Source organism: Pseudomonas sp. YA1, assembly GCF_058680555.1.
The window spans coordinates 180,959-193,420 of sequence record NZ_JBZWBG010000011.1; the positions used below are offsets into that span (position 1 = coordinate 180,959).

A 12,462-nucleotide genomic window follows, 5' to 3' on the forward strand; every position below is an offset into this window, starting at 1 on the left:
TGGGGACAACCGATGCCGCAAACGGGACAAGAACGCGACCTGCCGCGATTCCGCAGCCTGCCCTGCGCGGTGTATCTGCGCGCCTTCGAGATGCCCGCCGGGCACCGGGTGGAGATGCACGACCACCCCTGGGGCCAACTGATGTACGCCGCCAGCGGCACCTTGCGCGCCAGCACCGAGCGGCACAGCTATCTGGTGCCGGCGCAGCGGGCGCTGTGGATTCCGCCGGGCGTCCGGCACGCCGCGGAGGCTTGCAACCCTGTGCTGTTCCGCAGTCTCTACCTGGATCGTTCGCTGCCCGGCGGTTGCCGGGTACTGGAGGTGTCCGGCCTGCTGCGCGAACTGTTGCTGCGGGCGGCGGAGTTTCCCCGTGAATATCCGCCGGGTGGCGAGGCCGAGCGTCTCATGCAGGTGGTCGCCGATGAGGTCGGGCGCCTTCGCGAGGCGCCGCTGAATCTGCCGTTGCCTGGCGACCCGCGCTTGCGCCGGATCACCGACGCGCTACAGGCGGATCCCGCCGATCCGCGCGGCATCTCGGATTGGGCGGGACTGGTGGGGGCTTCCCGACGGACCCTGGCGCGGCTGTTCCGCGAGCAGACCCAGTTGTCGTTTCGCGAGTGGCGCCAGCGCCTGCGTCTGCTCAACGCGGTCGCCGCGCTGGAGGAGGGCGCCAGCGTGACGCGGGTGGCCAGCGACCTTGGCTACGACTCCACCTCGGCGTTCATCAGCCTGTTCCAGCGTCATTTCGGCCAGACCCCCGGTTGCTTCGCCCGCTCCCTGCGCTTGCCCAACTGAGCCGCATGCTTCAGGGCGCCGCCTGTTGGCGCAGGCTTGCCGCCTTGGCCGCGAGGTCCGGCCAGGCGGGCTTGCCGGCGAAACGCTCGCGCAGGTAGTTGGCCAGGGCGGCGACTTGCCGGTCGTCGAGGCTATGGCGGAAGCCGGGCATATAGCCGAGGTCGCCGGTGGCCGGGCTGTGGATGCCGTCGAGGATGATCCGCAGCAGGTTGTCCGGGCTGTCCGCATGCACATTGCTGTTCAGCGCCAGGGATGGACGCACGCCGAAGAAGCGCGGCCCGTCGCCGTCATGATGGCAGGCCAGGCAGGCCCCGGCGAACAGGCGCGCGCCGCTGCCGCTGGGCGGTTGCACGCGGCCGTAGCCCTGCCGGTCGAGGCGTTGCGCCTGTTGCTGATGGGTTTCCCCGGCCGGGGCAGCGGCGTAGGACGCAAGGTAATGGGCCAGGGCCCGCAGGTCCTCGTCCGACTGCTTGGCCAGGCCTTCGCCGACCACTGGCGCCATCGGCCCGCTGGCGACCCCGTGGTAGGCCGAATAGCCGTGGCGGAGGTAGGCGTAGAGGGCCTCCTCGCTCCAGGCGATGGGCGCCGGCGAACTGGCGTTCAAGGCTGGCGCGGTCCAGCCCTCCGCCTCGCCGCCGGCGAAGTGCGCGCTGCCGGACTTTTCCGCGCCGAGCGCGTTGCGCGGCGAGTGGCAGGCGCTGCAATGGCCGAGGCCTTCGGCGAGATAGGCGCCGCGGTTCCATTGCTGGTTGCGCGTCGGCTCGTCGCGGTAGGCGCCGGGCTCCAGGAACAGCAGGTTCCAGCCGGCCATCAGCTGGCGTTGGTCGAAGGGGAACGGCAACTGGTTGGCAGGCGTTTCGCTGTGCACCGCCGGCTGGCTCATCAGGTAGGCGTACAGGGCCTTCAGGTCTTCGCCGCGAGTCCTGGTGAAGGCGGTGTAAGGGAACGCCGGATACAGATAGCTGCCGTCGCGGGCTACGCCATGCCGCATGGCCCGCTCGAAGGCGGGGTAGGACCAGCCACCGATGCCGCTCGCGCGATCCGGCGTGAGGTTGCTGCTGTAGATCGTCCCGAACGGCGTCGGCAAGGCCCGTCCGCCGGCGTTGCGCGGGCCGTCTTCGCGAGTGTGGCAGACCGCGCAGTCGCCGAGGGCGGCGAGGCGTTCGCCGCGGGCGATCTGCTCGGCGCTGAAGGGACCGGGTGTGCCTTCCAGTGGCCCGATGGCCGGTTGCCAGGCGTAGCCGAGGGCGATGGCGGCGAGCGCGACGAGGCTGCCGGAGGCCCAGAGGCCGATGCGTGTTGCCTTCTTCATCTGTCAGTCATCCACTGCGCGGGGCGCCGCGGCGCCCCGGGGAAAAGGATCAGGCCTGCGCGCTGCGCAGCGCCGCGAGTACGCGTTCCGGAGTGAACGGCACCTGTCGCAGGCGCGCTCCGGTAGCGTCGAAGATCGCATTGGCGATGGCCGCGGCGCTGGGCACCGAGGCTGACTCGCCAGCGCCCATCGGTGGCTGCTCGGGGCGGTCGAGCAGCAGTACGTCGATCTCCGGCAGTTCGGGGAAGCCGAGGATCGGGTAGCCGCCCCATTCCAGGCTGGTGACGCCACGGCGGTCGAAGGTGGCGAACTCCTTGAGTACCCGGCTGGTGGACTGGATGACGTTGCCGTGGACCTGGTGCCTGACCCCATCGGGATTGACCATCTGCCCGCAGTCATGGGCGACCCAGACCTTGGCGACGCGCACCGCGCCGTTCTCCGGGTTCACCTCGACGTCGACGATCCAGGCGGCCCAGGCGGCGCCGAAACCGGGAAACTTGCTGTGGAAGTAGCGCGCATAGGCGAAGCCGCGTCCCTTCAGCACGCCGTCCCGGCGCGCCTCTGGGTTGGGGGAGGTGCGTGGCTGCCAGCCGGCGCGGGCGACCAGGGCGTCGATCAGCGCCAGGGCGCGCTGGTCGTCCAGGTAGCGGCGGCGGAAGGCGATGGGGTCGATGCCGGCCAGGTGCGCCAGTTCGTCGGCGTAGGACTCATGGGCGAACACGTTCGGCAGCGCCGAGACGCCGCGCATCCAGGACGCGCGGACGATGGGGGCGGCGTCGTTGGCCACCACCCGCATCCGCGGGTAGCGGTATTGCGGGATCGCGGTGCGGTCGCCCATGTCGGCCACCTGCGGGGTGGCCGGGATCCGCCCGGTGAGGAGCAGGGCCAGGGTCGGCGCGCCGTTGGAGGGGTAGCAGGTGGCGAAGTCGTAGGCCGCCACCCGGCCTTGCTCGTCGAGGCCGCCGCGGACCTCGATCAGTTGCGCGGTGCCTTTCGGTTCCCAGCCATGTTCCTGTTCGCGCATCAGTTGTACCCGCACCGGTCGGCCCACCGCCTGCGCCAGAAGCACGGCGTCGGCGCTGACGTCGTCGGCGCCGTTGCGTCCGTAGCAGCCGGCGGCTTCCATACGGATCACCTCGATGTCCCCGGTCTCGCGCTGCAGCAGCCTGGCCAGGTCGTTGCGCAGGTCGTGCGGGTTCTGCGTGCCGGACCAGATGCGAGCGCGCTGCGCATCGACCTCGGCGAGGGCGCAGGGAGGGCCGATGGAGGCGTGCAACTGGTAGGGCCAGACATAGGTGGCCGACAGCGGCCGGGCGATGCCCGCGAGGTGCTGCTCGAGACCGGGCGAGTCGTGCAGCGTGCGTGGCTTCTTCGGATGCCGGCGAAGCGTGTCCTCGAGCCGGTCGGGTTCCAGCGGCGGCAGACCCTGCCAGTCCTTCCAGCGCACCTTGAGCTGGCGCGCGGCGCGGATCGCCTGCTCCTCGCGTTCGCAGATCACGCCGACGAAGTCGCCGATCACGACCACCTTGACCAGCCCCGGCAGCCCGGCGACCGAGCTTTCGTCCACCGCCAGCAGGCCGCTGCCGAGCGGGGCGCTGACATCCGCGCCGGTATAGGGCGGGCGTACCACTCGCCCATGCAGCATGCCGGGCAGGCGCATGTCGTGGACATAGGTCAGTTGGCCGGTCAGCTTCGCCGGAATGTCCACCCGACGCACCGGCTTGCCGACCAGGCGGTACTCGCTGCGCGGCTTGAGCGGCGCCTTGCCGTCGATGTTCAGGTTGAAGCGCTGGCCTCGCAGCAACTCGCCGTAGCCGATCCGTCGCTGCGGATTGGCGGCGGCGAAGACCTGGCCGTTTTCGCTGCGCAGGCTGTCCGGATGCACCGGGAAATGGCTTCCGGCCTGGCGCAGGAGGAAGCGCCGGGCTTCGGCGGCGGCCTGGCGCAGCGGCACGGCGCTGACCTGGATGCTGGCGCTGGCGATGGTCGGCCCCTGGTCCGGTGTGCGACGGGTGTCGCCGAGGATCATCTCGACCTGCTCGAACGCGACGTCCAACTCTTCGGCGACGATCTGCGCCAGTGCCGTGCGGATGCCGGTACCAAGGTCGACGTGGCCGCAGAAGGCGGTGACCTTGCCGTCCGCGGCAATGGCGATGAACGAGTCGACCTGGTCCAGCGGCAGGTCGGTGGCGCCCTGCTCGGCGAGGGCGAGCAGCGGGGCGGGCAGGTTGACGGTGACCAGCAGCAGGCCGCCGGCCTTGAGGAAGCCGCGTCGCGAGGGATTGGCCAGGCTCATGCCGGGTGCTCCTCCTGACGCTCCTTCAGGCTCTCGGCGGCACGCCGCACGGCCTTGAGAATCTCCACATGGGTGCCGCAGCGACACAGGTTGTAGGCCAATTCCTGGCGGATCTCGCCGTCGCTGGGGTTCGGGTTGCGATCCAGCAACGCCTTGGCGGTCATCACCATGCCGTTGATGCAGTAGCCGCATTGGGCGGCCTGTTCGTCGATGAAGGCCTGTTGCAGCGGATGCGGATGGGCGGCATCGCCGAGTCCTTCGAGGGTAACTACCCGGCGGCCCACGGCGGCCTCCACCGGGGTGATGCAGGAGCGGGTGGCGACGCCATCCATCAGCACGGTGCAGGCGCCGCACTCGCCGAGGCCGCAGCCGAACTTGGGACCGTTCAGTTGCAGGTCGTTGCGCAGGACATAGAGCAGGGGGGTATCGGGGGCGACATCGAGGCGCAGGGACTGACCGTTGACGGTCAGGGCAAGGGCATCGCTCATGGCGGTTTCTCCCCATGCCGGGGGCATGGCTGTTCATCAGGCGGATGTCCCGTCGGCCGTGCCTGGTAGCGTGCGGCTCTGCGGGAATTTGTTTGTATACAAACATGTTATGGACGCCTGCGGCGAACTGTCAATGGCAGGCCGCTACGACGAAAGGCGCAGCTCCGGACGACGTAACGCGGAAAAAAAGGATAGACCGCAATGGCCTCAGATCAGGCGAGCGAGCAACCCGCGCAGGGTTTCCTGTTCTTGCGGGGAGAGGGGAGCCAAGGCCTGCCGGTTGATCTCGCGGGCGGCCGCCAGGCCGGCCTCGAGTTCGGCGCGTCCGGCAGGACTGAGGCTGACCAGCAGGCGCCGGCCGTCGTCCGGATCGGCGCTGCGCTGGATCAGTCCCCGTTTGTCCAGGCGCTCGACGACGCCCTTGATGGTCGCGGCGTCCATGGCGGTGAGCCGGCCGAGCTGGTTCTGCGGGCAGGGTCCGGTCTCGCCGAGGCGGACCAGGGCGGCCCACTGGGTGGGGGTCAGGCCGTTGCCGATGCCATTGGCGAACAACGCTGCATAGCGCTGGTTGGCCTGGCGCAGGATGAAGCCGATCTGGTCGTCGAGGCGGTACGGGGCGGTACGGGACATGCTGGGCATCGGTGGTGGCGTGAGGGCCTCATTCTAGCTCACGGCCGGTACCAGAGTGCCTCGCGCTGAAAAGGAGTTTTTCCTGGAAGATAGGGGTTTTTCAGCTCGATTATTCTCCGCTGCCGAAGGGCAAGCTTTTCCAGCCGCGTCTTGAAATGTCGCTCGAACAGCCGTTCGAAGCTACCGTCGGCAATCGCCTTCTCCAGGCCCTGGCGAATGGCCTCGGCCAGTTCCGGGCGTTGACGCGAAACGAAGAAATAGAAGGCCGCGGGGTAGTGCAGGGCCAGGTGCTGGTCGATCGCCAGGTGCAGCCCGGCGCGGGAGGCGTCCTCCAGTTCTCCGTCGATCACTACGACCTCGCGGGGGAAGACCTCGAAGCGGCCGGCATCGAGCATGCGGAACAGGCTCTCGTAGTTCTGGCTGGTCTTCACCTCCAGGCCGTTGGCGCGCAGGATCGGTGTGTCGGCCCAGTCCTGGCGCTGGCCGAAGCGCAGGCGGCGGAGATCGTCGAGGGTCCGCACCGAGGCCAGGAGATCCTTGTTGGCGGCGCTGACCAGGGGAATGCGCCAGCCGATCAGGCCGCGATAGATCGGAATGCGGATCGGCAGCAGGGTCTCTTCCAGGTCGTCGCGGGACTGCGCCCACATCACCTGCAGGCCCGGATCGTCCTGCTCCAGGCGCAGTTGCGCACGGGACTGCGGCATGGGCTGCGCGCTGGGCTCCAGGCGGTAGTCGCCGCCGCTCCTGGCCAGCGCCAGTTGCAGCAGCTCGACGACGTAGGGTTCGGGGTTGCGCCCTTCGGAATGGCGCGGATAGATCAGCCGTTCGCCAGCCCCGGCATGCCAGGTCAGCAGGCCGAGCAGCAGGGCCAGCCAGCGTAGTGGCGAACCCTGGCCGAGCGGCAGCGGTCTATGTTCACTCAGGCCTATCAGGAGGAATGCCATGGCTGGCCCCCGTACGCGTGCCCTGTTTTCGACATTGTTCGTCCTGTCCCTGGTGACATCCTTGACCCATGCCAGGGATTATCGCTACAGCGACGCTCACGTGCACTATGTGGATTTCTTCCAGGAAAGCGAAGGCATGCCGCGCCTGCTGGAGGCGATGGACAAAGGCCGGGTCGACCATGTGATGCTCAGCGGCGTCGCGGTCGCCAAGAAATGGCACGAGGACGAGCCGAAGCGGCCGCGCTACTACGCTGGCGACGATGCCGGAGCCTATTGGTACAGCGCCACCGACGTGATCGTGGCGGCGGCGGTGAAATCCCTGCCAGCCGAGCAGCGGCGGCGCGTGCATCCGTTCCTGACCGGTTTCAACCCGACCGACAAGAACGCCGACGCGCACATCCGTCGCATGCTGGAGCTGGACCCGGGACTCTGGCAGGGCATCGGCGAGATCTTTACCCGGCACGACGACCTCACCGCGCTGACCTACGGCGACGTGCCGAGGGCCAACAACGAGGCGCTGGCGCGGGTCTATCACCTGGCCGCCGAATTCGACCTGCCGGTGTTGCTGCACGCCAACGTCACTTCCAAGCGCGAACGCAACCCGCTGTACCTGGCGGAAATCGAGGAGCCCCTGCGCAATCACCCGCATGTGCGGTTCATCTGGGCCCATGCCGGGACCAGTATGGAAATCCATCGCCACCAGAAGAAACTGGACTTCCTCCTGCCGACCCTTGGGCGTCTGCTGCAGCGTTACCCGAACCTCTACATCGACCTGTCCTGGTCGGTGTTGCGCCCGTACCTGCTGGACGAGCAGGGCAAGCCCGACCCGCAGTGGCTGGCACTGGTCGAGCGGTTTCCGCAACGCTTCATGCTCGGTTCCGATGTGGTCGGCCAGTTCGACAGCCTGCCCGAGTTGATGGCGAGCTTCGATCCGTTCCTCGACGCCTTGCCCGAGCAGGTCGCTCGCCAGGTGGCGCGGGACAACTTCCTGGCGGTGCTGCCGCGCCAGCCCGCCGATCCGCGAGGCGAATAACCCGGATTCGTCATCAGTCTGTCATGCCGGCGTCATAGGCTCGCGCCTGTCCCATCCAGGAGTGAGTCATGTCCTTCATCCGTTCTTGCATCAGTCGTTCCGTCTTCCTGCTCGGCGCCGGCGTCGCCGTGGCGGCGCAGGCCGAGGTGCGTATCGACGGCCCCATCGAATATGGCGTGTTCGAGAGCCGCTACCAGGATTTCCAGCCCGGCGAACGGGTATTGACCCGTAGCGAGCAGAACATCCAGCAGACCACCGAAGTCCCGGCCAAGCTCGGCACCAAGTTCGGCATGCGTTATCAACTCAGCGGCAAGCAGGAAGGCGATACGCCTTTGACGCTGCTCTACCTCACCCCGGGCGTGGTCACTCCGGATGGCCAGCGGCATGACAAGTTCGAAGTAGTGCAGAAGCTGGTGCCGGGCGCGCCGACCGATGTCATGGCCTACGAATTCACCGAGCCGCACGAAGTGGTGAAGGGCGAATGGCGGTTGATGGTGTTCCAGGGCGATCGCCTGCTGGCGGAGAAATCCTTCGACGTGCGCTGAGCGCGAGCCATGCAAAGCGCTGGTTTTCTTGTGTCGCGTGGATAACGCGGGGGCGCCCGGGCAAGGGTTGCCTGCGTGCGGCAGGGCGAATAACCGCCCGCGGTTATCCGCCGTTTTGGCGGAGTGCGCGCGGATGCCGACGGTAGCCTGTTCGTCCTTCGATCAGTCCCTGCTGACCCGGGTATCTTCCGCGGCGAGCGGACTGCCGTCGCCGGCGCGTACCTGCAGGCGCGGCACCGGCTGGCCGCTGTCGCGCTCGACCAGGCGGACATGGGATTCGTCCGGGGCGAAGAAATAGTCCTCGCCCCACTGCCGAATCGCCACCAGCAGGGGGAAGAGCGCGCGTCCCTTGTCAGTCAGGCGGTATTCCTGGTGACTGCCGCTTTCGGCCGGGACCGCCACCATCACGCCGTGCTCCACCAGGTTGCGCAGGCGCGCCGCCAGGATGTTCTTGGCCAGGCCGAGGCTCTTCTGGAATTCGCCGAAGCGCGTCAGTCCTTCGAAGGCATCGCGCACGATGAGCATCGACCAGCCATCACCGATCACGTCCAGCGGGCGGGCGACTGGACAACTGGCTTGCTTGTGGCTGGTGCGCTTGACCATCAGGGCGGCTCCGGAGGGGAGAGGATCGGGTTTCATGGTAAAACCCGGGCTCCACGCTGGGCAACCGCAGCAAGTGCGCCGCCGTGAGACGGCGCACGGCATGGTCAGACGACGAAGCGGGTGACCATGTTGTTCAGGTCGATGGCCAGTTGCGACAGTTCCTGGCTGGCGGCGGCGGTCTGGTTGGAGCCGGCGGATGTCTGCAGCGAGATGTCGCGGATGTTCACCAGGTTGCGGTCGACCTCGCGGGCCACCTGGGCCTGCTGCTCGGAGGCGCTGGCGATCACCAGGGTACGCTCGTTGATCTGGCCGACCCGCTCGGCGATCTCGTTCAGCGCCAGGCCGGCGGCTTCGGCGATCTCCAGCATGTTGCGGGCGCGTACGCTGCTGCTGTCCATGGCGCCGACCGCGGCGCCGGTGCCTTCCTGGATGTTGGCGATCATCTGCTCGATCTCGCGGGTGGATTCCTGGGTGCGATGGGCGAGGGCGCGAACCTCGTCGGCGACCACCGCGAAACCGCGGCCCTGCTCGCCGGCGCGAGCCGCCTCGATGGCCGCGTTGAGCGCCAGGAGATTGGTCTGTTCGGCGATACCGCGGATCACGTCGAGGACCTTGGAAATGTCCTGGGCCTTTTCCGCCAGGCCGCCGACCAGCGCCGAGGTATTGTCCACTTCTTCGCTCATCAGGCGGATCGCCTGGACCGTCTCCAGTACCCGCTGGCGTCCGTTCTGCGCCGATTGCTCGGAGGCGGACGAGGCGTCCGAGGTGGAGCTGGCGTTGCGCGCCACTTCCTCGACGGCGGCGGTCATCTCGTTGACCGCGGTGGCGGCCATCTGGATTTCGTCGTTCTGCTGGGTCAGCGAGCGGTTGCCCTGCTCGGTGACGGCGCTGAGTTCCTCCGCGGCGGAGGCCAGTTGGGTCGCCGAGCTGCCGATCTGCTGGATGGTCTGGCGCAGTTGTGCCTGCATGCCCTGGAGAGCGGCCAGCAGCTTGGCCGGTTCGTCGCGGCCAGAGGTATCGATGCGGCTGGTGAGGTCGCCGGAAGCGATCACCTCGGCCACTCGCAGCGCCTCGCCGAGCGGTTGGGTGATGCTGCGGGTGAACAGCCAGGCCAGTACCACGGTAGCGAGGCCGGCGACCAGCAGCACGCCGATCACTGCGGCGAAGGCGCTGTGATAGACCTCATCGGCCGTGTGGCTGGCCTGGCTGGCGCCCTTGACGTTGAGGTCGATCAGCGCCTGCAGTTGCTGCTGGGTGGCGCGGTACTGGTCGAGCAGGGTGCTTTCGGTGTACTGGCGGGTCTCTTCCAGCGGCTTGCTGCGCGACATCTGCACCAGGGTCTGCTGGCTTTGCAGGAGCGTCTGCCGGGTAGCCAGGTAGCGCTCGTAGATCGAGCGCTCGTCGGCACCACTGATCAGTCGCTGGTAGGCGCCCTCGCGATCGGTCAGCTCCTTGCCGATTTCCGTCATGCGGCTTTCCAGGAAGCGCTTGCTGCTGTCGTCCGCCGCCAGCACATGGGCCAGTTGCACCTGCCGCAGTTCGGCGAGCAGAACGTTCAACTCGGCGCTTTCGCGGACGCTAGGCAGCCAGTTGTCGCTGATGTCCGAAGAGGCTTCGTTGAGCGAACCCATTCGGTTCAGGGAAAAGATGCCGGTGATGACCAGCAGAGCGGTGATCAGGGCGAAACTCAGGGCGGCACGGGTCGCGATGGGCATACTGCGCAAAGACATGATGGCGGATTCCAGGGGGCAGGAGAGAGACGGGGCTGATCAGTTCTATCGGCAGGCGGGGCGCCAGGTTTAGCCCGTTCATGCAGTTCGGGTAAAGAAACGCTGGGTACAAAAAAGCGCCCCGAAGGGCGCTTCATGCGGCGATGGAGGGAATCAACCCTGCCAGCGCTTGAGGACCAGGGTGGCGTTGGTGCCGCCGAAGCCGAAGCTGTTGCTCATGACGGTATCGAGCTTGGCGTTCTCGCGGGTCTCGCGGAGAATCGGCAGGTCGGCCACTTCCGGGTCGAGTTCGTCGATGTTGGCGGAGCCGGCGATGAAGCCGCCTTCCATCATCAGCAGGCAATAGATCGCCTCGTGTACGCCGGCGGCGCCCAGCGAGTGGCCGGACAGGCTCTTCGTCGAGCTGATGGCCGGCGCCTTGTCGCCGAACACTTCGCGCACGCCTCGGATCTCGGCGACGTCGCCGACCGGGGTGGAGGTGCCGTGGGTGTTCAGGTAGTCGATCGGCGCGTCGACGGTGGCCAGCGCCTGCTGCATGCAGCGGATCGCGCCTTCGCCGCTCGGGGCGACCATGTCGTAGCCGTCGGAGGTGGCGCCGTAGCCGACGATCTCGGCGTAGATCTTGGCGCCGCGCTTGAGCGCATGCTCCAGCTCCTCGACCACCACCATGCCGCCGCCGCCGGCGATGACGAAGCCGTCACGCTTGGCGTCGTAGGCGCGGGAGGCCTTTTCCGGCGTTTCGTTGTACTGGGTGGAGAGGGCGCCCATGGCGTCGAACAGGCAGCTCTGGCTCCAGTGTTCCTCTTCGCCGCCGCCGGCGAAGACCACGTCCTGCTTGCCCAGCTGGATCTGTTCCATGGCCTGGCCGATGCAATGCGCGCTGGTGGCGCAGGCGGAGGAGATCGAGTAGTTGACGCCCTTGATCTGGAACGGCGTGGCCAGGCAGGCCGATACGGTGCTGCCCATGGTGCGGGTCACGCGGTATGGGCCGATGCGCTTGACGCCTTTCTCGCGCAGGGTATCGATGGCTTCCATCTGGTTCAGGGTGGAAGCGCCGCCGGAGCCGGCGATCAGGCCGGTGCGGGGGTTGGAAATCTGTTCCGGAGTCAGGCCGGAGTCCTTGATCGCCTGCTCCATCGCCAGGTAGGCGTAAGCGGCGGCATCGCCCATGAAGCGGAAGACCTTGCGATCGATCAGCTCTTCGAGGTTCAGGTCGACCGAACCGGAAACGTGGCTGCGCAGGCCCATCTCGGCGTAGGACGGATTGAAGCGAATGCCGGGCCGACCCGCACGGAGGTTGGCGGAAACGGTGTCTTTGTCATTGCCGAGGCAGGAAACGATGCCCAGACCGGTGATAACGACGCGACGCATGCGGATAACCCTTAGAAGCTGTCAGTGGAGGTGAACAGGCCGACGCGGAGGCCTTCGGCACTGTAGATTTCGCGGCCATCGACGCTGACGGTGCCGTCGGCGATGGCCAGGACCAGCGAACGATTGATCGTGCGCTTGATATGAATGTTATACGTGACCTTCTTCGCTGTCGGCAGAACCTGACCGAAGAACTTCACTTCGCCCGAACCCAGGGCGCGGCCGCGGCCGGGGTTGCCCTGCCAGCCGAGATAGAAACCGACCAGCTGCCACATGGCATCCAGGCCCAGGCAACCGGGCATGACCGGATCGCCTTCGAAGTGGCAGGCGAAGAACCACAGGTCCGGGTTGATATCCAGCTCGGCGACCAGCTCGCCCTTGCCATACTTGCCGCCGACATCGCTGATGTGAACGATGCGATCGATCATCAGCATGTTGGGGGCGGGAAGTTGCGCGTTACCCGGGCCGAACAGCTCGCCGCGACTGCAGCGCAGCAGGTCTTCTCGGGTGAAGGCGTGTTGTTTGGTCATGCGAGCTCCTCAAAAATCCCTGAACTGCAGGGTTGTGGCGGTTCGTCCAGCGGCCGTCGCGCCGGGTTATTGTATCGGCGTCGCAGCGGCAGCCTAGTCATAGACTGTTGCGTTGCGGTGAAAGTCACAGTGTCCGGCGAACAGATGTTCACTTTATTCCCGCGTCCGCTTGCCGCCCTTGTCGTAGA

At 67.2% G+C, this 12,462-nt stretch carries 12 protein-coding genes; 3 read left to right on the forward strand and 9 right to left on the reverse strand.

The genetic code is table 11. From position 1 onward, the window contains the following. Positions 1-12: 12 nt before the first annotated feature. The gene (locus tag AC4OR5_RS17530; protein ID WP_003097919.1) at positions 13-795 is read left to right on the forward strand and encodes an AraC family transcriptional regulator; all 783 of its coding nucleotides are present in this window, start codon (positions 13-15) and stop codon (positions 793-795) included. A 10-nt stretch (positions 796-805) separates the two neighbouring features. On the opposite strand, the gene AC4OR5_RS17535 is transcribed toward AC4OR5_RS17530, so the two are convergent. The 5 genes from AC4OR5_RS17535 to AC4OR5_RS17555 all read right to left on the reverse strand — a co-directional run bounded on the left by AC4OR5_RS17535 (position 806) and on the right by AC4OR5_RS17555 (position 6,465). Continuing rightward, positions 806-2,107 (reverse strand): c-type cytochrome, encoded by a 1,302-nt coding sequence (locus AC4OR5_RS17535; protein ID WP_058161190.1) that lies wholly within the window; start codon positions 2,105-2,107, stop codon positions 806-808. Positions 2,108-2,156: 49 nt separating this feature from the next. Continuing rightward, the gene (locus AC4OR5_RS17540; protein ID WP_058161191.1) at positions 2,157-4,403 is read right to left on the reverse strand and encodes a xanthine dehydrogenase family protein molybdopterin-binding subunit; all 2,247 of its coding nucleotides are present in this window, start codon (positions 4,401-4,403) and stop codon (positions 2,157-2,159) included. Next, on the reverse strand, positions 4,400-4,891 hold the full coding sequence (locus AC4OR5_RS17545) for a (2Fe-2S)-binding protein (RefSeq protein ID WP_019485662.1): 492 nt from the start codon (positions 4,889-4,891) through the stop codon (positions 4,400-4,402). The genes AC4OR5_RS17540 and AC4OR5_RS17545 overlap by 4 nt, the downstream gene beginning before the upstream one ends. 207 nt (positions 4,892-5,098) lie before the next feature. Next, positions 5,099-5,521: a MarR family winged helix-turn-helix transcriptional regulator gene (locus AC4OR5_RS17550; RefSeq protein ID WP_023095839.1), complete on the reverse strand. Its 423-nt coding sequence runs from the start codon at positions 5,519-5,521 to the stop codon at positions 5,099-5,101. A 38-nt stretch (positions 5,522-5,559) separates the two neighbouring features. Beyond that, complete coding sequence (locus tag AC4OR5_RS17555) at positions 5,560-6,465, reverse strand: substrate-binding periplasmic protein (RefSeq protein WP_031636641.1); 906 nt, start codon at positions 6,463-6,465, stop codon at positions 5,560-5,562. Here AC4OR5_RS17555 and AC4OR5_RS17560 point away from each other — a divergent pair. After that, positions 6,464-7,498, forward strand: coding sequence for an amidohydrolase family protein (locus tag AC4OR5_RS17560; protein WP_003087464.1), 1,035 nt, complete (start codon positions 6,464-6,466; stop codon positions 7,496-7,498). The genes AC4OR5_RS17555 and AC4OR5_RS17560 overlap by 2 nt on opposite strands. 68 nt (positions 7,499-7,566) lie before the next feature. Then, entirely contained in the window at positions 7,567-8,043 is a 477-nt protein-coding gene (locus AC4OR5_RS17565) for a DUF3859 domain-containing protein (protein ID WP_003087466.1), read from the forward strand. Positions 8,044-8,205: 162 nt separating this feature from the next. On the opposite strand, the gene bosR is transcribed toward AC4OR5_RS17565, so the two are convergent. From bosR to fabA, 4 genes are all read right to left on the reverse strand, one after another. Further along, complete coding sequence (gene bosR / locus AC4OR5_RS17570) at positions 8,206-8,646, reverse strand: biofilm oxidative stress transcriptional regulator BosR (RefSeq protein WP_003087468.1); 441 nt, start codon at positions 8,644-8,646, stop codon at positions 8,206-8,208. Between the two features lie 104 nt (positions 8,647-8,750). Continuing rightward, positions 8,751-10,376 carry a methyl-accepting chemotaxis protein gene (locus tag AC4OR5_RS17575; RefSeq protein WP_023106756.1) on the reverse strand — a complete coding sequence of 542 codons (1,626 nt, stop codon included), beginning with the start codon at positions 10,374-10,376 and terminating at the stop codon, positions 8,751-8,753. A gap of 153 nt (positions 10,377-10,529) precedes the next feature. After that, on the reverse strand, positions 10,530-11,747 hold the full coding sequence (fabB, locus tag AC4OR5_RS17580) for a beta-ketoacyl-ACP synthase I (protein WP_003087471.1): 1,218 nt from the start codon (positions 11,745-11,747) through the stop codon (positions 10,530-10,532). A gap of 11 nt (positions 11,748-11,758) precedes the next feature. After that, positions 11,759-12,274 (reverse strand): 3-hydroxyacyl-[acyl-carrier-protein] dehydratase FabA, encoded by a 516-nt coding sequence (fabA, locus tag AC4OR5_RS17585; RefSeq protein ID WP_003087475.1) that lies wholly within the window; start codon positions 12,272-12,274, stop codon positions 11,759-11,761. Positions 12,275-12,462: the final 188 nt, after the last annotated feature.